Source organism: uncultured Corynebacterium sp. (assembly GCF_947253065.1).
GTDB lineage: Bacteria > Actinomycetota > Actinomycetes > Mycobacteriales > Mycobacteriaceae > Corynebacterium.
In genome coordinates, this window is sequence record NZ_CAMXWS010000003.1 from 1 (window position 1) to 23041 (window position 23041).

The window sequence follows — 23041 nt, forward strand, 5'->3', positions numbered from 1 at the left end:
GAATGATGCCGTCCGTGGCGATCCGCTCTCCGGGGCGCACGAGCATCAGCTCGCCAGCCACGAGATCCTTCGCTGCGACCTCGACCGTCGTACCGTCGCGCAGCACCGTCGCGGTCTGCGGTACCAATTTCAACAGTGCCCGCAGTCCGCCCTGGGCCCGGTCCATCGCCTTGTCTTCCAGTGCCTCGGCGATCGAGTACAGGAACGCTAGCGCCGCGGCCTCTCCGACGTAACCGAGGATCACCGCGCCGACCGCGCTGATCGTCATCAGCAAGCCAATGCCGAGCTTGCGCTTCGTGACAAGGTTCCGGATCGCTCCAGGTGCGAACGTGTAAGCGCCCAACAGCAGGCCAAGCCAATACAGTACCGTCGCGGGCGTCTCCAAGTCGGACCAGTCCAGCGCCAGTCCTGTAATGAGGGCTACGCCGGAGAAGATCGGCAGTAGCAACTCGGGGTCCTTCCACCATGGCCGATCGAGATCTTCGATCTCCGTGGCTGGTTCGTGTTCGCATCCACATGCTGAACTCATGCGTCCGCTCCTTTCCCGTCGCAGCCGGGCACCGAGCACTCAGGGTCGATGCACGGGGCGTTTTCGTCGACAGCCAACGTCGCGTTCACCAGCGCGTTGAGCGCTGTCGCGAGGTGCGGATCGGCGATTTCGTAGCGTGTCTTGCGGCCCTCCGGCTCGGCGACGACGATGCCGCAGTCGCGCAAGCAGGTCAGGTGGTTCGAGACGTTCGAGCGGGTCAGGTCCAGGTCGCGCGAAAGCACGGCCGGGTAGCTCGGGCCGTCGAGTAGTGTCATCAGGATTCTGGAGCGCGTCGGATCCGCCATGGCCCGGCCGAGCCGGTTCATGACGTCGAGGCGTGAAGCAATAGTCAGCATATGCTGAACTATACAGCAATTACTGAACTATTCAACACGCACTGAACTGACATTGAAGCGAAGAGCTTGCGAACTGCAGGAATTAGTCGATGGGATAGCCGGTAACTGGGCCTTCGTGATTCGGCTGCCAACCCAACGCGGGGGCGACATGCGTGGCGAAGTTGTCCAAGATCTTCACGTTGACGTCCACGCCCATCCCGGTGGGGATGGTGATGAGCAGAGTGTCGGCGGACATGACGGCAGCGTCGGCTTTGAGCTGCTCAATGAGTTTGTCTGGCTCGGCGGCGTAGGTGCGGCCGAAGGTGGAGGCGCCGACGTCGGGAAGCATGCCCACCTGATCGGAGTCGGAGGCCTGCATGCCGAACAACTGCATGTCCGCGCCGTCGACGATGGGGAAGACGGAGCGGGACACCGACACACGCGGCGTCCAATCGTGGCCCGCCTTCTTCCACGCGGCGCGGTAGCGGCTGATCTGATCCGCCTGGATTTCGCCCAGGGTCTCGGCGGTGGTCTCGGAGACCAGCGTGGAGGACATCAGGTTGAGCCCGTCCTTAGCGGTTTGCTCGGCAGAAGCGTGGGTGCCGGAGCCGTAGAAAATGTGCTTACGCAGCTCGGGTACCATGGGGAAGACCGGCAGGGCGGAGCCAGGTTGGAACATGTTGGGGTACTGCCGGTCCAGCGGTGCGGCTGCGGCGAATCCGTTGCCGTCCACTGCAGCCATGAACGCCTCGAGGTGGGCTCGTGCCACGTCCGCGCCGTTGGACGCTTCACCCTTGTAGCCGAAGGTCTCCCAGCCACGGTCAGCCACCTCGGGGGCGCCGCGCGAGACGCCCAGGGCCACGCGACCACCGGAAATTTGGTACAGCGACGCGGTCTCTTCGGCGAGGTAGAGTGGGTTTTCATAGCGCATGTCGATGACACCGGTGCCTACCTCGATGTGTTTGGTGGTGGCCGCGACAGCACCCAGCAGCGGCATCGGGGCGGAGGCCTGCGGCACGAAGTGGTGGACACGGAAGGACGCGTTGTTCACGCCGATCTCATCCGCAGCCTGGGCGATTTCCAGGTGAATCTTGGCGATCTGTTCAGCAGACGGCCCACGCTGGCCGCCGAAGGCGTAGTGCCCGAAGCTTAAGAATCCGAACGCTTTCATTGAACAACACTCCTTTTGGTGATTCATCAACAACCAAGGCAATACTTCGCTTCAGGATTGTCACGGCTGACGGCGGGTTGAAGAGTCCCGGGCTTTAGGAGCGGACGAGGCGGGCGATGGCGTCGGCAGCTTCGACAAGTTTTTCTTCGGCGGCTGGCCCGTCGGTTTGGGCTGCACGAACGACGCAGTGGCGCATATGGTCATCGAGCAGGCTCAGCGCGACGTTATTCAAGGCTGAGGTGATGGAGCTGATCTGGGTGAGAATATCGATGCAATATTTCTCTTCATCGATCATGCGATGAATCCCGCGGGCCTGGCCTTCAATCCGTTTCAATCGGGCCAGGTAGCGGTCTTTGTCACTGATATAGCCGTGGTCAGCGGAATCAGCATGCGGGGTTTTAGTCATGGGTCTGCTTTCTTCGTGCACCAGAGTTGTTACAGCAGTGTCTCATGTTAGGCGTCCACGGTTTCGGGTGTACGGCCCAGGGACCTGGCAGCACTGGCAGCTGGGGTTAGATCCAAGCGGCGCAGCAGCTGGGCGTTGAGGGCGACTACCACGGTGGAAGCCGACATCAGGATTGCACCCACGCTCATCGGTAATACGAACCCGATCGGAGCCAGTACTCCAGCGGCCAAGGGTACAGCCGCGATATTGTAGCCGGCAGCCCACCACAGGTTCTGCTTCATCTTCCGGTAGGTGGCCTCGGAGAGCTCAAACACGGACAAGACCGAGCGGGGATCCGAGGAGGCCAGGATGACCCCGGCCGAGCCGATGGCCACATCGGTTCCGGCGCCAATGGCGATGCCCACGTCGGCCTGAGCCAAAGCTGGGGCGTCGTTGACCCCGTCACCGACCATGGCCACTTTACGGCCCTCGGCTTGGAGTTCGGCGACCTTGGCGGCCTTATCTTCGGGTCGGACCCCAGCAAAGACCCGGTCAATACCCAGCTCTTTGGCCACGGTCCCGGCCACGGCTTGGGCATCGCCGGTGATCATCACGACCTGGACCCCGTGGGCATGCAGGGCATCCACGGTGTCACGGGATTCTGGTCGGATCTCATCAGCTAGACGCAGCGCGCCGATAACCTGGCCATCGGCCAGCACGTGAAGAATGATCGCGCCTTCTTCACGCCACTGCTCAGCAATGCCTAACTCATCTTGGGAGTGATGGTCTAACAGGTAGGGGCCCCCGACCTCAATGACCGTGTCATTGACCGTGGCTTTGACGCCTACAGCTGGGGAAGAGGAAAAATTAGTGGCGCCTGGCACATCGAGTTTCCGAGCGCTGGCAGCGCCGACAACGGCCTGCGCTAAGGGGTGTTCGCTATCGGCTTCAGCAGCAGCGGCCAACGCTAACACCTCATCTTTGGTCCGATCACCGACGGGGTGGATCCCGGTGACAGTGGGTTCACCTTTGGTCAGCGTGCCGGTTTTATCGAACAGCACTGAATCCACGGTGCGCATCGACTCCAGCGCCAAGCGATCTTTGATCAGCACCCCGCCACGAGCTGCACGCTCAGTGGCAATCGATACCACCAACGGAATGGCCAGGCCCAAAGCGTGAGGGCACGCAATGACGAGCACCGTAATGGTGCGTACGACGGCGGCGTCGGGCATGCCCAGCATGGACCACGCCAGCGCGGTAATTACCGCAGCCACGAAGGCGAACCAGAACAACCAGCCGGCGGCGGTATCGGCGATGCGTTGGGCTTTGGAGGAGGAGGCTTGGGCATCGGCGACCAGTTTCTGGATACCCGCCAGTGCGGTGTCATCTCCAGTGGCGGTGACTTTGACCCGCAGCCCGGAATCTGTGGCGACAGTGCCGGCCACGACGTGCTCGTTCAGCCCGCGTCGAACGGTTTTGGATTCCCCGGTGACCATGGATTCATCCATGGACGCATTACCATCGATGATCTGACCATCGGCTGGGACCGCAGCCCCTGGCCGGACAATGACGACATCCCCAACGACCAGCTCCGCCGGCGTGACGGTGACGACATCATCGCCGTCGACCTTTTCGGCTTCATCCGGAAGCAAGGCGGCCAGCGAGTCTAAGGCGGAGGAGGTTTGGGCCAGGGAGCGCATTTCAATCCAGTGGCCTAACAACATAATGACCACCAGTAGGGCCAGTTCCCACCAGAAGTTCAGCTCGTGATCCAGGATGCCCAGGGTCGCCCCCCAGGAGGCGACGAAGGCCACCGTGATGGCTAACCCGATAAGCAGCATCATGCCCGGTTGCCGGGACCGGATCTCGGAGACTGCCCCAGTCAGGAATGGCCGGCCGCCCCAGAAATAAATGACCGTACCCAGGATCGGCGATACCCACCACACCCACGCCGCGTCAGGTAACTGATAGCTCAAAAGGTCCGCGAACATCGGATCGAACGCGACCACTGGAATACCCAGCACCAACATGATCCAAAATAACCGCCGGAATTGTCCGACATGATCCCCGTGGCCCCCGTGGCCATGTCCGGCATGGCCTCCGTGCATCTCGTGGCCGGAATGGTGCTGACCTTCCTGGCCGTGCCCACCTGGGGCGTGTTCGTGATGCTCATTCCCGTCGTGGCCCATGCCGCGATCTTGACTTGATTGATGATCCCCATGGTGGACGGCGGTTTCAGTAGCACGCTCGTGTTGATGCGCAGTGTGGTGTGTCGGGTGATGGTGGTCGTGGTGGTCGCGATCAACCATGCCAGATTCCTTTCCGTGGGGGTGATCATGAATTGTTTTCGTACCCGGAGAACCTGCGAAACCCATGGACCGTGTAGCGCCTCGCGAGAGCCTGCGGGCCCTTCAGGTCGTTGGGCTAGGTGGCAGTTTCAAACCGGTCATTCGCTCTGCTTCTACCTTATACCCCTATAGGGTATAACTCAATGGATTGAAATATTCAGCGATGCGTTGCACGACAGAAGCACAAATGAACAAGCTGACCAAGATAACTCGACTTGCTCTCGTCCCAGCATTGGGCACTTTGGCCCTGACCAGCTGTGCCGAACCCGGTGACGACGAGACTGCCCCAGAATCCGCGCCCACCCCAGGCCAGGTGCAGACCGATACCCCCAAACAGCGCGCACGGCGACCAGGACCACCAGCGCACGGGTGATCCACGTTTCGGGGTCGCCCAGCAGCGAGCCGGTCACGCCGACCAGCACTGCCAGGATCATCACCCCGGGCACTAGGGGTTGGGCAATTCGGTCGGCGATCCGGGCGCGGTCGCCCTTTTCCGCCTGCGCCTGCTCGACCAGGTCCACGAGTGTGGTCAGCGAGTTGTCCGTTCCAGCTGCGGTCGTTTCGACCTGCAGCACACCGGCGGAGTTGATCGCTCCCGTCCGGGCTACTTTTCAAAGAGCGTTAGGATGTCGTCTTCAACCAGCCGCCAACAATCCCTCCTGAGCGCATCCTCAAAGGCCCGAACTAGGGGATCTGGGGCCGTCGGCGAGTGGACTTGAGCTCAGAGCGCCGCTTCTTCGCTTCAATGCGGCGTCGTACTGAGCCTCGCGTCGGTTTCGTTTTGCGTCGCGGGGGAGGTGGCGGTGCAAGCGCTTCACGCAACAGGGCGGCCAAGCGTTCGCGTGCCTCAGTTCGGTTGCGGACCTGTGAGCGCTGGGTTGAGACAGACACGGTGAGCACAGTGCCGTCCAGGCGGTGCTCGAGGTTGCGGAAGATGCGGCGGCGTTGGGCGTCGGTAAGCGATGCGCTTTCGGCGATATCGATGGAGAGCTGGACCTTGCTGTCCGTTGTGTTCACGCCTTGGCCGCCTGGCCCCGATGATTTAGCGAACCGCTCCTTTAGGTCGGCGGCAGCGATGACCGCACCGTCGGGGATCCCCGGGCCAGGCGCGATGATCAGGTCTTTCATGCTTCCCAGCCTACGTTTTGCTGTGCCGGGGCAACACGACGGTGGGGTACTTGCGCACGTAGCCCACGGCGATGATCGTGAGGGCGGCGACCGCACCGAGCATGGTTTCGGCGGTGCGGGCAAGGAGCATGGGGACGACGGGGGAGGCGTCGACAACTTGCACCATCAGCAGCGCAGTCGGGGTGATGAAGCTTGCAGCGATGGTGTAGTTGCGGGTCACATACATCTCAGTCAGGTATTGCAGAATCACAATCCAGACAACGATCTGCCAGCCTTGCAGCGAGTGCGACAACAGGAAGCCTGTGACAGCGATGCCGGTCAGGGTGCCAAGAACACGCTCGATGGCGCGAAAATACTGCATCTTGAACCGCGAGTTCACCAGAGGTGCAGCGGCGGCGACCATTGCCCAATAGGAGTGGGAGAGAGGCTCGATTAGTGCGACCGAAATCAGCCCTAAAGTGCCGGCGAGCAGCGGTGCGAAGAAGAAACGGGCTGCCTCCAACGCAAGGCGCTGGCGTGGTACTCGGCCTGCGTCGGGGGCTCGGGTGGGGATCTCGTTTTCCTTCGCGTCGCCACCGGGACCTTCACCGATGAGGTGAGAGAATTGTCCCAGAATAAGACACCCCAGAGCCGCACTGCCCGCGATGGCGAAGGCGAGCAGCGGGTGGACCGGGTTGCTCAAGGAACCAACTGCGGCGATAGCGAAAATGACAAACACGGATCCTGTCGGCTTCATATCAGCAGACAGCGCAATCGTCGCCCATATCGACGACGCGATGGCAGTAATAACCATCAGAAACCATGGGCTGAGGCCGAACCACGCAATGGTCGCACCAAGAGTCACCATCAGGGTCAGTGCCGTGCCAGCGAGGACGTGGTGCTTCAGTCGGGTTGCACGTGTGGTGTGGCGACCGTACACGCCGGTGAAAGCGCCGAAGTTCGCATAGATCGCAAGATCAAGCCGCCCGAGCGCTAAGAGAGTGAACATCGGGATGGCCACGCCGAGCGCGGTACGGAAAGCAGGAATGTGGTCGCGTTGTGCAGGGCCCATCGTGAATAGTGGACTGAAATGACGCAACCGTAGCCTCCATCCCTCAAGATCGTTGTGCTACCGACACTGTAGTGGTCCGACTATGAGGGCACGGATCCAGCCTGTCACCAGTGCAGCAACGTGATTTCGTAGCCGGTCATGCCGTTGCCAGCGATGCGCCGGTCAGCCAGCACTGCGAAATTTTCGCTCGACTCGAGGGCAGCGGCGATCGGGCGGTAGGGACTATTGCGTGCGGTGAGGCGGAAGATTTTCGTGCCGCCTTCAGAGCTCGCCAAGATATGCGGCTTTGCGGATGATCCGGCAGGGACTGGCAAGTATTCAAGGCGGACGTTCTTGAAGGTCCAGTGCTCGCGATCAGCGAGTTCTGCGAAGTCTTCCTCATCCCATTCGTTGAACGAAATTCGCTCTACGTCCTGGGGAACCTGCTGGTAGAACTCGTAATTCTGGATCATCTTCCGGGCGGCGTTCGGCCCCTCAGGCAGGTGAAGCGTCAACGCACGGACACCACCGTGAGCTGCAAGCGGCTTGCCCACGCTGGCCTTAGCGAACAGCCGAATCCCTTTCTCATGTGCCAGTTTCAGGTCCGCATTGGAACTGAATGTGACACCAACTGGCTGCCCGCGGTGGAGGTAGCACACGGCATTTTCCTGGCGTGTGTCCACGGTTGCACCAGAAGCCTTGCTGCGCAGCACCGCTTCGCCGGGGAAGAACTCCACGTAGATCGTGTCGCCTTCAGTGGCGGATTAGTATGGGGAGTCGTCGTAAACATAAAGGGTCCGAGTGAACCCACCGGGGAGCACAAGGTCGTTCACTGCCGGCGCACCGGGCCACGGAAGGAGTTCGTGGCCAGAACTGTTTGCCCCGGATTTGAACAGTTTTGAAAACAATCCCATGTCAGTCTCGCTTGACTATCGCCCTTGCCATATTGTGCAGGGTTTTTGTCGCGTGTGCGTAGGCATCTGCATCGGCTGACATCTCAGAGGCGCGAATGATGGCGGCATTGAGCAGTGCAATATCTTCGCGGGTGGCGCCGGGACAGAATTTCTTCACGATGTCATTGAAACCAGAGTGCGATTCCTGGACTTCTTCATCAGCGAACGCCTCTGGGAAGTGTTGTGCTGCAGCCATGAGCGGGCCGTGGGAGCCGTGGACGAAGAGATCTAACATTGCGTCGACGTACGCGCAGATCCGCTCGGTCGGCTCTGGTGGGGCAGTAGCGATGGCAGCGTCGAGATTCTTGTTCCAGTTCTCGGTGGCGAGGACGAGCAGCTGCACCATCAGGTCGTGCTGGGAGGACACGTAGCGGTAGATGCTGGAGCGGGCAAGACCTACTTCAGCTGCGACTTCGGCGAGAGTAGGCACCTTCCCGTGCTCAGCTACGATCAGTCGTTCGGCAGCCTCCAGCACTGCGCGGTGTTGAACGGCGCGGTGCTGGGCAACTGTCGACTCGGTGATCTTCGGCATAGATCAGAGTTTAGTTCCCAGCTACTTTGAGATAGCCAGATGGCCGTTACCCATTCATGGGCTTGGAGAATGTCGCACGGGGCAATTCAAAGCGCAGCGCAGACACACTATGCGATGAGCACTATGCGATGGGCGCTATGCGATCGTGAAAAGCCCATGTCGCGCGTTGGCGTCGATAAGCATCGCATAGGGCACATCGCATAGTGGATGCCTCCCGCCCGGATCCTCCCTGTACTCTGTGCGCTAGAAAACGACGTGAAAACGACGCGAATCGAAAGGAAACGCCCACGATGTCCGATCAATTTGATGCCTCCCAGATGCGCGTTGGCGACTCGGAGCGGTCGGAGGCGCTGGACCGGCTCGGTGAGCACTTTGCTAATGGCTATCTTGATGTGAATGAGTTCGAGGAACGCACTGGTCAGGCGGCAGTGGCGCGTACCCAGGCTGATTTGTCGGGCCTGTTTGGGGACCTGCCGGGCGTCGATACGCAGCAGGCTCCGGTTCCTGCAAGGCGCGAGCAGAGCAGTGCCCTGCATCAGTCGGCTGCTGAAAGTGAAGCGCAACGTGAGCTAAGCGAGATGCTCGGGCAAAAGAAGAAGCTTGACCGCGCTTTAGGGATGTTGTGGTCTTTCACCCTCGTGCTGTTCTTCCTGGGGCTTTTCGTGTTCGACTGGGAGTTCTTCTGGGTTGTCTTCCCTGTGGCTGGTATTGCCTCGTGGGGGCTGTATGAGTTCTACGGCATCAGCGACGAAGAAGACGAGATGCTCGAAAAGCTTGCGGAGGATGAAAAATCGGAGCGGGCGGAGCGTCTGCGTATTGCGTACGAACGCCGCAAGGAACTGGGCAAGTAACTAGACCGGCAGGCCGCGAACTCGGCGCTGGTGCCGGTTCACCAGGGCGGCCACGGTGCCCGCGACGAGCAGTGCAGTGACCACCCACACGGAATATAGGCCGAATTCGACGTAGCAGCGTCCGCCGATCAGCGCGCCGCACGCGAGTGAGAGCCACAGCGCGAAGTTGATCAGCCACGCGCTGTGCGGGCCGCCGAAGAAAGCTGCGACGAAGCGCTGCGCCATTTTCACGAGGGTGCCAGTCATATATGTCAGGGAGATGGATACCTCACCGTTGCGCTCAAACGTCGAATTCATCGCGCCCACGGTAAATGACAGGCTGTACACCGCCATGTCTTCGTGTCCGGTGGCGACCCACACGGAGGCGATGGCGGAGGTCAGGCACACAAATAACAGGATCGCTTCGCGGGTGCGTGTCCGCGGCAAGTACCGCTGGCCGAGCTGGCTGATCAGCGCGCCGATGGCCACGCCGATTAGGAAGAGCAGCATGAGGGTGCCGGCTTTGGCGGCGACGGTGAGTTGGCCGTCGTTAAGCGCTGCTGTCAGGCGTGTCGTGTTGCCGGACATAAATGACAAGAAGAACCCGCCGAGGTACATGAAGCCGAGTGCATCGATGAAGCCGGTGATCGACGACAAATAAACAGCGAGGAGACGCTCGCCCGTGCGGTAACCCTTCATGAGCTCAAGCTATAACATGCGGTCATTAAAGTTGCGGATATGACGCAAGATTGCTTATCGACGCCTCACCCCGCCCTCCCCGCCGACGTCCCCACTGTGGCGCGACTGTTGCACGACTCCTGTACCCGATGAAGCCACCTTAAGGTGCAGGTGGGAAGCTCTTCTTTCCCGTGATGATGTCCTCGTTCTTCAGGGTTCTTCAATCCGGCCGCCGTCTTCCACCAAGCTGAGCGCTCCGAGTGGCAGGCTGGTGTCGGAAGGATAGTTCAATTCCCCGTCGGTGACGATCAGTCGGATGCGCTTGCCCACGTATGGTTCCCACCGCTCGCTCGAATCAAAGATGCCATTATTGTCACCGAGGGAAATGATCTCGTTGACCTGGGAATAGTTGCGGTTACCGCCTTTATTTCCCGTGACTTCGACGGGTTCGTCCAGAACCAGCACGTAATACCTACTTGACGAGGTGTCGTAGCTCGGGTTCGGATTCGGCCTACCCTTCAAGACTTGTTCGACGTTCTGCTTTTCGACGGTGCCGAAGTATTCGGTTTCTCCTGGTGCGAGGTCGCTGGTCTCTTCATCCTGAGCATCCTCTTCGGTGCCAGTGTCGGCGTCATCGGCTTTTTCGACACCGCCAGCGTCGTCGGCCTCAGGTTCCTCTGCTTCGACCTCGTTGTCCGGGCCGAGAACGGTGCCGTCGTTGTATTGGGTGACGGTGACAATCTCTACGTCATCGCCAGCCGGGTCCGATTCCGCAAGGTTGTCGGAGTCAGAGGCACCGCAGGCGGTGAGGAGGAGAGGGAGACTGATGAATGCACTGGAAAAACGTGTTGCGCGGCGCCGGGAAGTCATGCAGGTCACACTAGCAAGAGCCGGACGCATTGGAGAGTTAGGTAATGGCCGGTTGAGAGGACACGTGCTGGGGTGCAGTGGATTTAGATTACGTCGTTGCCGCGTTGAGGAAATCTGACCTGGGGTTTTACCGAACATGCTGCGGGCGCATTGAAACTAGATCCACACAGACCTGTGACCGGTTCAGGCGAGGTGCTCGAAGGGGGTTCAGGCTAGGAGCTCGAAGGGGACGGCCTCGCCCTCGGCACCGTTGATCACTACGGAGACAGCGTGTGTTCCGGGGTAGAGGGTGCGCGTGCTGGTGACAGTGAAGGGGTGCTGTTTGTTCAGGGCACGCTCTTCGCCAGGGGCGAGGGTGAGACGGCCGAGGCGGAAAGTAGTGGGGCGTCTGCTGCCATTCTTCTTCAGGAAGTGGATGCGGTAGTCCACGAGAATCTCGCAGGAACGATCGGAACCATTGGCGATAGTGGCGGTTAGCGGAGCTTTCTCGCCGATGGAGATGCGCGCCGGGAAGGTCGTTGAAGTCAGTTCTATCTCTTCGGAGGCAGCAAAACCTACTGCCTTAAGCGCCGCGGGGTCGCCTTGTTTGACTAGTCCGCGCAGGCCACGTTCAGCCACGCGAGTGACTTCTGGGGAAGGGGACGCGGCAAGCCAGCGTTCGGCGGTGGCGATGGCGAGCGAAGAGTGAGTGCGTGAGATGTCATTTAGGTTATTGGCCACAGAGGTGCGCACATATATAGAAGTGTCGTCGTAGAGGCAGTCGAGAATCGGGATGATGGGTGCAGGATCATCCAAGAATGGTCGGTGAACGGGGGCCCAGGGGAGGCGGGGGCGGATGCCTTCCGTCGATAAGCGACGCACGTTGTGGCTAGTCGAGCGCGACCATTCCTCGACGCGTTCCATAGTGAGCGCGGGGTAGTGCGCAAGGTATGGTCGCACGGCCCACTCGCCGGTGAACGCGCGGGTCAGCGCTTCGGTCGCGTCGAGGGAAGTGGCGGGGTGCTCGAGGCCGTAGTCCTCGATGAAGCGGCTCACGGGCCAGAGGTGGAATGCATGGTTGAAGTAGCCTTCGCCTTCAGCAAGTTCGGGGCCAAGCTTATCGACGATCCCCGCAATCGCCTCCTCATAATCCCCCGGAAGACGGTCCCGGAGCCCCTGCGAGAACACCGCGACACGGTCCTTGATCTCAAGGTCCTCCACACGTGGTGCGACCCAGGCAGCGTATTCCGCCCCATCGAGCCCAAGCTGTTCACCGAGCTTGTGTGCTGTTTCTGCCCCGAAGTAGTACTTCATCTTCATGGAGCTTCAGCCTAAACAAGCTGGCACACAGTGACTATTCGCACGGGCAACAGAAAAGTTCTGTACAAAAAACTTTGAATTTTTTCGCAGACACTGGATAAAAGCCTGACAATTTGTTTCGTTCGTACTATATTCCTCAACAAAGTAATCTATGTCACGTATCAATCTGAGTGTGTCGTCGCACAAAGAGCGTGATGCAGATACGACATCGAATAGGAATGGGGTACCCGTTGAGCACGAAAGACATCAGTGCAGACGCTCCGCACAATGAAGAGGGACGCAGGTCGCTGCGCCCCCTTGAACGTCTGCTTATGTGGCGGCCGTTCTCTACGGTCGCACGTACGTTGATCATCCTTGCGCTGGTCTTCCCCCTGTTGTTTGCAGGTTTGTTCATGTGGGCAATGTGGGATCCGACAGGATCTGTCCCGGATACCAAGCTTGCGGTTGTGAACAACGACAAGGGTGTCGATCGCGGCGAAGGAGCCGGATTAGAGGAATTCGGTGCAGATGTCGTGGAAGGTCTAACCAGCCGCGACTACCTGGACTTCACTGAAGTGAATTCCGAGGAAGCCGAAAAAGGGCTGATGACGGGTAAGTACTTGTTCACGGTCACCATCCCGGAGGACTTCTCCAAAAACGTAGTCACAGTCATTGACCCTGAGCCGAAGCAGGCAAACATCATGGTCAACTTCAATGACTACAACGGCAGTAACGGTGCTGTGCTGACTGCAGGTCTCGTTCCGCAGATTCAGTCCGAGGTCCGCGCCGAGGTGGCTAAGACCTACGCCGAGGAGGTCCTTGGCGGCATCAACGAGCTCGGTGACGGTATTCGTGCCGCAGCCGATGGCTCTAAGCAGCTCGACGATGGTGTTGGACAGCTTCAGGATGGTGGCAAGCGCGCCATCGATGGCATCAACCAGCTTGATGATGGTGCACACCAGCTCCACGACGGTACGGGTCAGCTTCTCGCCGGCACCAATGAGCTCAACAGCGGTGTTGGTGAGCTGCGGGACGGCTCCCTCCGCCTGCAGGATGGTGCACACCAGCTGAACGATGGTCTGTACCAGCTCGAAGACGGCACCGACCAGCTCGCTGACGGTGCACGTCAGATCGACGAAGGCGTGAATAAGCTGACCGGCATGCTGATCCCGCTGCTGGAGAATGTTCAGGGTGGTGTCGGCCAGCTGAAGCCGGTCGTGGACACTCTGCGCCAGTTTGGTCTGCACGCCGAGGCTGACAAGATCGCCGGCATTGTTGGCCAGCTCGATCCGGGCAACCCGCAGAACGTGGTCAACGACCTGAATCGTCTGCGCAACGGTACGGGTGAGCTCTACGCAAACCTGGCTGATCCGAACATGCCGTACCGCAACGGTCTGAACCGCCTGATCGATGGTTCGAACCAGCTGGCAGACGGTACTGATCAGCTGGCTGACGGTACTGCTCGCCTCCAGGACGGTGCCGGTCGCCTGAACGACGGTGCAGTCCAGCTCCACGACGGTACGACCCGCCTCACCGACGGCACCACCCAGCTTGTTGACGGTGGTGGCCAGCTCGAGGACGGTATCAACCGCCTCAAGGATGGTTCGGAAGAGCTGTCCACCAAGCTCGGTGACGGTGCCAAGCGCGCTCCTGAGGTCAAGGCAATGGACAAGTCTTCGGAGCAGATCGCGGTGCCGATCATCTTCGACGAGGCCAACCTACACCCGACCCAGGTCGTCGTTGATCCGGAGGACCCGACCAAGAAGGAACCGTCGAGCGGTTTCTCCATCCTCGGCCTGATCGTGATCAACTTCCTGCTCATGGCAGTTGTCTCCATTCTCCTGCCGCACGCCATCGGCCGTCGTCACAAGGCTTCCGGTGCTGCCCGTCCGGTGCTGAGCGCATGGGCGACCATGCTGGGCATCAACGTCGCCCTGACCGCGCTGCTCGGCTTCGTCTCCATCACGCTGGGCTGGCGCCCAGAGAACTGGTTCGTCATCGGTGCGGCACTGCTCCTCATCGACATCGCCGGTACCTCGATCTTCCAGTTCTTCCGAATCCTTTTCGGCCGCGTGATCGGTGCGATGTTCAATATCGGCTTCTTCGCCCTGGGCCTGTTCGTCTCCAGTGCAGTCTGGCCGCTTTCCACACTGCCGGCACCGCTGGCGTTCATGAACCCGCTGCACCCGATGAGCCACGCACGCAATCTGTTCGTCCGCTCTGTCGACGGCATCTACGACGGCACGTTCTGGATCGGAATCCTGGTGCTGCTCGGCTTCACTGCCGCAGCTATGGGCATGTCGATTCTGATCTACGATGCCCGCCGTAAGGCACTGTTCATCGACGATCCGAATGAGAACGAGCGCCAGCGTAAGAAGTACGAGCGTGAAATCCGCGAGGGTGAGGAACCGCTCCAGTCGGTCTTCTCCCGCTAAACAAACGCTGAAGGGACGGTCGTAGGCGAAAGCCTGCGGCCGTTTCTTTTTTGTGCGTGTGTTCGGTTTGGGTGCACATCGCATAGTAGACATCGCATAGTGCACGCTAAAGGCCCCGCCGGGGAGCAGTTCATTCACAGCTAAATTCCGGCGGGGCCTTTGTATCGCGGTTTAAGCAGGCAAGGCTTCTACCACGTAGCAACGATGCGCATCATGAACTGAGCGATCGGATCCGGGAACGGCTTGCGCAGCCACTTAAGCAGGCGGTCGGTGAGACTGACGGCGTAGTGGGGGACCCACTTGCCCCACGGGGCGTTCTTCGTCAGAACTCGTACGGCTTCGTCGGCGATATCGCCCGGGGTGAGGTTGACGCCCAGGGTCTTCACCGACTGCGCATTCACATTGGCCACCTGGGTGGCGGCCCAGAGGGGCATGAGGTCGTGGACGCGGATGTCGTCGTTACGCCATTCGACGCTGAGTGCTTCGGTGATGCCGTTGACGTAGAACTTGGTGGCGGAATATGTAGAGATTTCCGGCTGGCCGAAGATCGCGGAAGCTGAGCTCATGTTGATCAGCACGGCGCCCTTCGTGGCTTTCAGGTAGGGGTGTGCGGCCTGTGCGCCGAAGGTGACGCCGAGGCAGTTGATGTCCAAAATCGCGCGGATTTTCTCGGGGTCCTGGTCGACGAGCAGGCCGTCGATGATGATGCCTGCGTTATTGAACAGGAAGTCGAGTCGCCCACCGGTCTTGGACGTGAAATCCGCGAGAGCTGTGTCCCACTCGGCGCGGTCGGTGACGTCGAGGTGCCCGGTGATGAGCTGGCCTTCGGGGATGTTGTCGGTGCCCCAGGTGACTTCTTGGATGTCGTAGGCGCCGACGGTCCAGCCGAGGTTGAGTAGGCGCTGCGCAGTGGCTTTGCCGATGCCGCTGGCGCCACCGGTGATGAATGCGGCGGGACGGGATGCTGCGTCAGCGTTGAAGTCTGCTGGCTTCACATAAGGGGTCTCGTTGGTGTCTTCATGAAATGGCTTTGCAAATGGATTCCACATGAAAGTCACTTTATGGCCGAAACGGTTTTCGCGTGGTCCAAATCACAATTAAATGCAGAGGAGATCAGTTTTCGTTCCACGTGCGGGTCGGCGCGAAAACTGCTGCCACCGCGATGCCGATGATGAGCACGCTTGCGGGAAGAAACAGCGAATGGCTCATCGCGGTAGCGAATGGCGCATGAAGGAATTCAGGCAGCGGGCCAGTTTCGGAGTGTGAGGCATTGCCACTGCCAAGCTGTCGCGTGAGCTGGGAAGACATCATTGCAGCGACTGCTGCGGAACCGATCACAGCGCCGACTTGGCGCACGGTGTTGTACACACTTGAACCCGCCCCAGCGAGTGACGGATCGAGATTGCGCGTGGCAATCATCGACAGCGGCCCCCAGATCAGCGAATTGCCCAGGCCATAGAACACGCTGATCAGCAGCATCCAGTTGGGATCCACGTGCGGGGTGGTGATCAATGCGGAAGCAAAAATGCTTATCGACGTCACCGTCAACCCCACGATCGCAAAGGGTTTTGGATCATGCGTGTTTGTTTGTTTACCGATGAATCCTGACAAGGCACCCGAAACAAGCCCAGACGGAAGAATGAGCAATGCGGCATGGGTGGGGCTGAGTTCTTGGACGCGCTGTACGTAGATCATCCATGGGATAGCGAAAGTGGAAACCGCGAAGCCCACGGTGGTGATGGCTGCGGAAGCGAGTGCGAAATTCCGGTCAGCGAATAGCGATAGTGGCACGAGTGCATCGCGGGTGGTGCGTGCCTGCCACAACACGAAGACTGCGATGAAGACCAGGCCACCAATGATGAGCGCGATGGAGCGAGCGTCCCAATTGAAATTCGCGCCTTCTTGGATGCCGAAGATCAGGCAGAACATACCGATCGCGGACAACGCGACACCGAGCCAATCGAAGCGGCGGGCATTGAGCTCCAGTTTGGGGACGTATTTCCAGGCGAGAATCAGGCCGATGATGCCGAATGGCACGTTGACAATGAAGATCCATTCCCAACCGCCGAGGTCTACGAAGAGACCGCCGAGGAGCGGCCCGATGATTGTGGCCACACCGGCCACGGCACCCCAAACACCCATTGCGCTGCCGCGTTGGGTGGGGGAGAAGGTGCGGATCATCACCGACATGGTTTGTGGGGTGAGCATCGCACCACCCAGGCCTTGGAAGGCACGGGCAATGATCAGTACGCCTACTGAGCCAGCTAAACCGCAGGCCAGTGATGAAACGGTGAAAACAGCCAAGCCCCAGAGGTAAAGAGTGCGTGGGCCGAAGCGATCGCCCAGACGCCCGGTGATCAGGAGCGGAACTGCATAGGCCAGCAGGTAGGCACTGTTGACCCAGATCACGTCGTTGTATGTGGCCTCAAGGCTCGATGCGATCGCGGGGATGGCAACGGCGACGATGGTGGAGTCCACAAGGATCATGAAAAATCCCAGCATCATCGACCACAGCGCCGCCCACGGCGAGTGCTGCTGTGCTTTCACCGATTGAGCCATCGTGCCTCCTGTTTTTTAGCCTGACATCGGAAATCTACTCGCTTAAGTCAATGGGGTCTATCCCGGCAGGGTGGGCAAAGAAAAACAGCCTTCTTCCCTCACTGGGGAAGAAGGCTGGGACAAACCGGATTAGATCTGGATACCGAAGTCCTTCAGCGCCGCATTGATCTGATCACGGATCGCTGCGAACTGCGGAAGGAAAGCGACAATGCCGGCGAGTGCGGCGAGCAGACCAACAACACCAATGCCGATCAGGGCCGGCTTGGAGCTGGAGTTAGCAGATCCCTTGTTTTCGCCGATCTGCACCGGCATGGTCACGTCGGTGCGCTTGTCGGTGGTGATGCGCAGAACTGCATCAGCCGGGGCATCTGCTGGCACGGCAAGCTTGACAGTCGCCTTGCCAGCTTCGCCGTAGCCCTTTTCTCCGAAGTTCGGATCGATGTCAGATTCAGCGGAGGCGAGTTTATTGCCTTCCGCATCCTCAAGGGTGACGGTGACCTTCTTCGCGGGGTTACCTTCGGTGTAGGTCAGTGAAGAGAGGTCGATGGTGTTCTCCGCACCAGCCTTGAGTGGCTGTGCGACCTTCACACCGATACCAGCCTGGCCACGGGGCGTGAGGTCCTTGTTGTTCTGGAGGTATTGGATGAAGGCGTCGATGTCGATAAGCCCGAGGTTTTCAGGCTTGCCGCCGCGTGTAAGTGCATCAAAGCTGTCGCCACCGCCGAGCAAGAAGGTGGAGCCAGCAACGATGTAATCCTTTTCCGGATCCAGCGGCTTGCCGTTGATGGTGACGGACAGGATGCGCTCGCCCTGCTTCGCGTCCGGGTTATAGGTGTAGCTGACGTTATTGGACAGACCCAGGGACAAAACCGGGCGATCCTGGCCAGGCTTCCACTGCTGCTCCAGAGCATCCTTTACGTCCTTGCCTTTGAGGGTGACGTAGGCGTTCTCGTTGCCGAATGGCTGAACCTTGAATGCCTGCTCGTAGGAGATCTCGCCCGCGGGGAGATCATCGCGCACGCCGCCCGCGTTCATCACCCCGATGTCCGGGGTGACGTTGGAGTTGGCGCCAACGCTCCAGCGAGCAGCATCAGCGAGCAGGTTATTCAGAGAGGACTCGACACCGCGGTTGGAGCCGGCCGTATCGCCTTCGTTTGCACCGCGTGCGAAATTCGTGGTGGTGGAAGCGACTACTTCCTTGCCCTTTTCACCAGCCTCTGCTTTCGCAGCGTCGACGATGGTGGCGATTTCCTTATTTGGCGTGGTGCAGCCCAGCACGGTGGCAGTGTCGACAACCTTGGCCTCATCGACGGTGAGCTGCTTGGTTTCGCGGTTGATGCTCAGGTCAACATTGGCGAAGCCCCGGGAGTAGCTACCAGCCTGTAGAACAACAGGAGTGGAGTTATTTTCGGGTGCGACGTAGACGTGAGTGTGACCCAGGAATGCCACATCGACGTTCTCGAACTGCTGCGGGGAAATACTGCCGGCGTGGACAAGCGCAACGACAACGTCAGCTTCCTTGTTGTCTTTGAGCTTCTTCGCCAGTGCATTGGTGGTGGCAACCGGGTCGTTCCAGGTGATGCCTTCGATGCCGTCCGGGCTGACCAGGTTCGGCATATCAGCGGTGACGGTGCCGATGAATGCGACCTTCACGCCATCGAGCTCTTCGATCGTGTACGGCTCGGTGCCCTTGACTGAATCGGCGTTCGCTGCCAGGTACTTGAAATCGGCGTCTGGGATGACGCGGTCGGATAGATCGGCAGCACCCTTGTCGAATTCGTGGTTGCCAACAGCAGAGACTTTCAGGCCCATGGTGTTGAGGACGTCGATGGTGGGTGCATCGTCGAGAAGCATGGCCTCGAACGGGCTTGCGCCGATGTTGTCACCGGACGAGGTGAAGATGTGTGCGTCGCCGTAAGGCTCGGCTTCCTTATCGATAGCGCACTTCAAACGCTCAGCGCCGGGGATCGATTTCTCTGGTGACTTGGAATTTTCCTCATATTTGAAGCGGCCATGGAAATCGGTGATATTGGAGATCGAGATCTTCGCGGTCTGTTCATCGGCACCTGCGGCTGGGGCGACGACGGGGGAGAGCGAAGCAGCGCTGACAGACAAAGCGGCGATGGTGGCGCACAGCACGCGGTTACGCATTGTGGTTCGAACCTTTCCGGGGGGATCAGACAGTTAATCGGGGGGTGAAAACCGGTTGGAAAGGCGCGTATTCAGTGTTCAAGACAGGAATTCTTAGGGCCACCAACCAGGGCGTATCAAAAGCTAGGCCACCTAGGTTGACCTGCTGTGACAGCAATATGGCTAGCTCGTGACGGGTTGGTGAAATGACGGTGACAGTGTCGCAGATAAGCAAAAAGCCCAGCGAAAATGCTGGGCTTTGCTGGTCAGGGGGCGTGTGGCTTAGACGCCGTCGGTCTCTTGCGGGTCGCTGTCGGCTTCCGCCTTGGTTTCGTGGTGGGTGCCCGGCTTGTGCTCTGGCGGTGCGTAAATGGAGTACAGCTTCGCCGGAGCATCCGACTCGTTGACGAAGTTGTGCCACTTGCCGCCCGGGACGAATGCGGCCCAGTCGGCACCGACAACCTGGTCAACCTCAAGGTCAGTCTCGCTAGCGCCGATCATGGCGCGGAGTTCGCCCTCTTCGAGACGCAGGAACTGGTCGTGGCCGTCGTGGATCTCAGCGCCGATCTCGCCGCCCGGCGGAATGGTCATGACGGTCAGCTGGAGGTACTTGCCGGTCCACAAGGTGTCGCGGAAAGCCTCGTTATCGAGCGTTGCCTTCTCAATATCAACGACGTACGGGTTCGGTCCGTGATCGTTACCGATTTGTGCAGTCATCTTGTCCTCCTTGCCTAGGGATTCAGACACCTTCAATCCTACCCCCATTTCCCAGGAAAAGAGTGGACATTGAACACGGCTTTCGGGGGATCACAGGGGTACAGTTACGGCATGAGCACTGCGCAGTCTGATTTCTCCGGAGCCGAAGATGTTCCGGAACGAATAGTCGTCAACGACGGGCGACTGGAATATTTCGTCCGCGCGAATGACCGTTGGGAAGAGATTCCCGAGCGGCTCATCGAGGACTGGGAAGCGATGGAGAAACTCATCGCCTATTACGAGAGCATTTGGCGTGACGACGTCCGCGATTTCCCCGAAGCCCAGTTTGGCGTGCTCTCCGAAGACGGCGTATGGAACGAGATGGGGCGTTTCTACCAGTCGATGAAGGAGATCGCGGAGACAGCGACCCGGATTGTCCGCGAATATGAGCAGGACAATGACCCGGAAGTCGATCCGGGCACCATCATTGACGACGATGAGGGAACCGAGGAGCCCTAAGCCTCAAGGCACGCCGGCTACTGGTCCACTGGAGTGAGCGTGACATCGGCGGCCTGCTCCATCGCCTGTTCCTCGCCCAGACGCTCCATGGTCTCATCGGTCACGTCACTGGCATCGACTTCGATGCTGTCCTGGTTACCAGTCGGTGCCGGGGCGCTGCGGAATGTCGCGGTGTCCTTCGGGTTGATGCCGAAGAAGGTGTCCAAGCCCTTCACGTTGAATTGCGTGGACATGTAGCGAGAGTTGGTCGCGGTATTCCACTGGGAGACAACAAGGTCCATGTTGTCCAGGGTGGAGCCGGGCACGATGTATCCGCCGTAGAGCTGGGTGAAGTTATTCTCGTTCTGCTTGCCACCCCAGCCTTTATCGCCAGCGACGACGACGCGTGCGGGCTTGATGGAATTCCAATCGCGGGCGATCGTTTCCGAAATGCGCACCTCGATGGAGCGGGTCTGCTCATTGAACATGGCCAACACCCAGTGGTCCTCGATGCGGCGCAGCGACATTTCGCCGGCGCGGACATTGGTGGACAGGATCGGGGTGCGGTCGTGGCCCCAGCCGCCGGTCTTTGGGTTGTACTGCTCCCAAGCAGCGCGGTTAGCCATCTGCTCTTCACGGAAACGGGAGAGGTAAACAGGGCTATCGCGGCGGAAATCAGAGGAGACAACGTAGATATATCCGTCGGGGCCCTTCTCCCAACTGATCAGGTTGCCCATGCCACTCATGTAGCGGTTGCTGGTGCGACCAACGGAGGTCCAACTGGCGCCGAGGTCAGTGGACTTCCAGATCTGGGTTTCCTGCACATTGCCGATTCCCTTATTCCACATGCCCTGCATGTAAAGGGTTCCGTCGAGGTTGATCACATCAGACGGAATGAGTGTGAGCATGTCGTTGTGCTTGTAGTCGATGAGCTGGTCGACGTGCTCATCATCGTTAAGCGGGCGAGTGAATTTGATGCGGCCGTTTTCATCCATCTGCGCCACGAGCCCGACAGGGCTGAGCCAATCGCCGGTGCCGAAACGATTACCCGTGAATGAATCACCGAAGATGACGGCGAAGTCTTTATTCACCAGTGGCACCATGATGCCCAGATCCACGACACCAAGCCCGGAGGGCGTTTGGTGGTTGCCCAGCAGGTCACCGATCATTTTCACATCGAGGCCGTCGCTGATTTTGCTCCACGGATTCGTCTGCGGCGCAGGAGCAGGACCACGCTTCGAAGACAGTGAGCTTCCGGAGCTCAAAGAGCTAAGCGAGCTTGTCGACGACAGTCCCTGTGCCTCAGCTGTCACCGGTGCCATTGTCGAAACTGTGAGTACCCCAGCGAGAGCGGTAGGAACAATAGCAGTAGCGGGGACAAGAATGCGGCGACTAAAGCGCATAAGAAGGCTCGTTTCGATTGAGGACGCACAGGGCGCAGAAATAGGTGAAGCGGAAAGGACCGACAGCGGAACTGTAGCAAAAAGTGAGCTAGTCGTCTTTGCGGTGACGGCCGGTGTACTCCTGCGGAGCCACATTGTCCTTGCTGTGCTTCGGGCCGTTCTGATTACGGCGTGCCCTGCGCAGCCGGACTTTTTCTACCTCGGTCAGGTAGGCCTCGCTGGAAGCTGCTTCACCGTCATTACCGGTATCTGCCGGGGCGAAATCGACCAAAGCCGGGAAGTACTGCGTTGGTGCATCATCCTCGGTTGCAGTGGCACCGGCATAGACCGGGGCAACGGTCCGCTCACCAGTGCCGGGGTAGACCCAGTCTTCCGGGTCGATGGCAGCAGCCAGATCCACGGTGATGACAAAGGAGCCGTCGTCGAAGTAGTAGACCTCTGGGTTAGGGATTTCCAATTCGGGGCCGTCTGGCAATGGCAGTGGTGGGAGAGTGCGGACGGGGAATGCACCACGGTTGCGGGTGACGTCCACACTGATGGTGCCGTCCACTGCCCATGCGCGTGCCTTGACATCAGATCCTTGCGAAAACAGCGCGGCGATCTTCTCGCGGATCGGGCCAGCATGGTTGCTATCCAATGTGCCTAGGACACGACCACCGCACGTGACCACCACGGTGTGGCCATGCAAATGTAATCCCACGAGCCACTGGCCAGGGGACATCAGCATGGTTTCTGCAGCGGTGAATTCGCCATCGGCGACGTGCACGTATACAGGTGCTTCGCCCGGGCCAGTGCCGGGCAGAAGAAGTGCGCCGGGCAGGAGATTATTGCGCGGAATGCACATCGTCGCTGGTGCGAGCTGCACGACAACGTTGTGGGTTTCGGCGGAAGAGTTATAGGAAATCAGGGCTTGGGCGGTGGGGACAAGTCCTGCGTCGTGAAGCGTGTCTACACTGCGGTACGGCGCGCGGTCATGGGCGCTGATGTCTCCGATGATGCCGCCAAAAGCGTCTGGCCAACGGACACGCCATGTGCCATTGATCGGGTCTGGCTCCAGCTCAACGGTGGTGACCATGGGTGCGTATGCATCGGGCGTGCCAGCGAATTCGAATAGCGTGGCAGAGACTAAATTGCCCACGCTGAGCTCGGTGCCGCCACCGAGGGCGGTCGGGGCGAGCGGATAGCGGGGCAGTGGTTCCATGGCCCTCGACCTTAGCGCGATCGAGTGGCAGAACTTGGGCGCGCCACTCGTG

At 59.6% G+C, this 23041-nt stretch carries 20 protein-coding genes and 2 pseudogenes; 3 read left to right on the forward strand and 19 right to left on the reverse strand.

The genetic code is table 11. The features are described from left to right. The 10 genes and pseudogenes from Q0X21_RS01325 to Q0X21_RS01370 all read right to left on the reverse strand — a co-directional run. A pseudogene (locus Q0X21_RS01325) lies at positions 1–529 on the reverse strand (cation-transporting P-type ATPase); the annotation flags it as partial. Continuing rightward, on the reverse strand, positions 526–885 hold the full coding sequence (locus Q0X21_RS01330) for a helix-turn-helix transcriptional regulator (protein WP_297849899.1): 360 nt from the start codon (positions 883–885) through the stop codon (positions 526–528). The pseudogene Q0X21_RS01325 and the gene Q0X21_RS01330, both read right to left, overlap by 4 nt. 82 nt (positions 886–967) lie before the next feature. Then, the gene (locus Q0X21_RS01335; RefSeq protein ID WP_297849900.1) at positions 968–2035 is read right to left on the reverse strand and encodes an LLM class flavin-dependent oxidoreductase; all 1068 of its coding nucleotides are present in this window, start codon (positions 2033–2035) and stop codon (positions 968–970) included. A 94-nt stretch (positions 2036–2129) separates the two neighbouring features. Further along, positions 2130–2441 (reverse strand): metal-sensitive transcriptional regulator, encoded by a 312-nt coding sequence (locus tag Q0X21_RS01340; RefSeq protein WP_076599909.1) that lies wholly within the window; start codon positions 2439–2441, stop codon positions 2130–2132. Positions 2442–2488: 47 nt separating this feature from the next. After that, positions 2489–4450: a heavy metal translocating P-type ATPase gene (locus tag Q0X21_RS01345; protein ID WP_367172629.1), complete on the reverse strand. Its 1962-nt coding sequence runs from the start codon at positions 4448–4450 to the stop codon at positions 2489–2491. A gap of 652 nt (positions 4451–5102) precedes the next feature. Beyond that, positions 5103–5364: pseudogene (locus Q0X21_RS01350) on the reverse strand (cation-transporting P-type ATPase); the annotation flags it as partial. Between the two features lie 88 nt (positions 5365–5452). Next, positions 5453–5896, reverse strand: a complete 444-nt coding sequence (gene arfB / locus Q0X21_RS01355; RefSeq protein WP_297849901.1) for an alternative ribosome rescue aminoacyl-tRNA hydrolase ArfB — start codon at positions 5894–5896, stop codon at positions 5453–5455. A 10-nt stretch (positions 5897–5906) separates the two neighbouring features. Next, positions 5907–6947: an FUSC family protein gene (locus Q0X21_RS01360; RefSeq protein ID WP_297849902.1), complete on the reverse strand. Its 1041-nt coding sequence runs from the start codon at positions 6945–6947 to the stop codon at positions 5907–5909. A 104-nt stretch (positions 6948–7051) separates the two neighbouring features. After that, positions 7052–7663 (reverse strand): hypothetical protein, encoded by a 612-nt coding sequence (locus Q0X21_RS01365; protein WP_297849903.1) that lies wholly within the window; start codon positions 7661–7663, stop codon positions 7052–7054. Between the two features lie 178 nt (positions 7664–7841). Further along, complete coding sequence (locus Q0X21_RS01370; protein ID WP_297849904.1) at positions 7842–8411, reverse strand: TetR/AcrR family transcriptional regulator; 570 nt, start codon at positions 8409–8411, stop codon at positions 7842–7844. Between the two features lie 290 nt (positions 8412–8701). Here Q0X21_RS01370 and Q0X21_RS01375 point away from each other — a divergent pair, with 290 nt between their 5' ends. After that, positions 8702–9262 (forward strand): DUF1707 domain-containing protein, encoded by a 561-nt coding sequence (locus Q0X21_RS01375; RefSeq protein ID WP_297849905.1) that lies wholly within the window; start codon positions 8702–8704, stop codon positions 9260–9262. On the opposite strand, the gene Q0X21_RS01380 is transcribed toward Q0X21_RS01375, so the two are convergent. The 3 genes from Q0X21_RS01380 to Q0X21_RS01390 form a co-directional block, all read right to left on the reverse strand. Further along, on the reverse strand, positions 9263–9940 hold the full coding sequence (locus tag Q0X21_RS01380; RefSeq protein ID WP_297849906.1) for a YoaK family protein: 678 nt from the start codon (positions 9938–9940) through the stop codon (positions 9263–9265). A gap of 189 nt (positions 9941–10129) precedes the next feature. After that, positions 10130–10789 (reverse strand): hypothetical protein, encoded by a 660-nt coding sequence (locus Q0X21_RS01385; RefSeq protein WP_297849907.1) that lies wholly within the window; start codon positions 10787–10789, stop codon positions 10130–10132. A 207-nt stretch (positions 10790–10996) separates the two neighbouring features. Next, on the reverse strand, positions 10997–12088 hold the full coding sequence (locus Q0X21_RS01390) for a hypothetical protein (protein WP_297849908.1): 1092 nt from the start codon (positions 12086–12088) through the stop codon (positions 10997–10999). Positions 12089–12318: 230 nt separating this feature from the next. On the opposite strand from Q0X21_RS01390, the gene Q0X21_RS01395 reads away from it, so the two are divergent. Beyond that, entirely contained in the window at positions 12319–14502 is a 2184-nt protein-coding gene (locus Q0X21_RS01395; protein WP_297849909.1) for a YhgE/Pip domain-containing protein, read from the forward strand. 188 nt (positions 14503–14690) lie between these two features. On the opposite strand, the gene Q0X21_RS01400 is transcribed toward Q0X21_RS01395, so the two are convergent. The 4 genes from Q0X21_RS01400 to Q0X21_RS01415 form a co-directional block, all read right to left on the reverse strand. Continuing rightward, a complete protein-coding gene (locus Q0X21_RS01400; RefSeq protein ID WP_297849910.1) occupies positions 14691–15551 on the reverse strand; it encodes an SDR family oxidoreductase in 861 nt (286 codons plus the stop codon). 64 nt (positions 15552–15615) lie between these two features. Then, on the reverse strand, positions 15616–17061 hold the full coding sequence (locus tag Q0X21_RS01405) for a DHA2 family efflux MFS transporter permease subunit (protein ID WP_297849911.1): 1446 nt from the start codon (positions 17059–17061) through the stop codon (positions 15616–15618). 129 nt (positions 17062–17190) lie between these two features. Continuing rightward, positions 17191–19212, reverse strand: coding sequence for a bifunctional UDP-sugar hydrolase/5'-nucleotidase (locus Q0X21_RS01410; RefSeq protein ID WP_297849912.1), 2022 nt, complete (start codon positions 19210–19212; stop codon positions 17191–17193). A 261-nt stretch (positions 19213–19473) separates the two neighbouring features. After that, entirely contained in the window at positions 19474–19908 is a 435-nt protein-coding gene (locus tag Q0X21_RS01415) for a cupin domain-containing protein (RefSeq protein ID WP_297849913.1), read from the reverse strand. Positions 19909–20019: 111 nt separating this feature from the next. On the opposite strand from Q0X21_RS01415, the gene Q0X21_RS01420 reads away from it, so the two are divergent. Further along, positions 20020–20406 carry a DUF4298 domain-containing protein gene (locus Q0X21_RS01420; RefSeq protein ID WP_297849914.1) on the forward strand — a complete coding sequence of 129 codons (387 nt, stop codon included), beginning with the start codon at positions 20020–20022 and terminating at the stop codon, positions 20404–20406. A gap of 17 nt (positions 20407–20423) precedes the next feature. Here Q0X21_RS01420 and Q0X21_RS01425 read toward each other — a convergent pair whose 3' ends face one another. Beyond that, on the reverse strand, positions 20424–21707 hold the full coding sequence (locus Q0X21_RS01425; RefSeq protein ID WP_297849915.1) for a DUF4185 domain-containing protein: 1284 nt from the start codon (positions 21705–21707) through the stop codon (positions 20424–20426). A 169-nt stretch (positions 21708–21876) separates the two neighbouring features. Continuing rightward, complete coding sequence (locus tag Q0X21_RS01430; protein ID WP_297849916.1) at positions 21877–22989, reverse strand: hypothetical protein; 1113 nt, start codon at positions 22987–22989, stop codon at positions 21877–21879. Positions 22990–23041 lie beyond the last annotated feature (52 nt).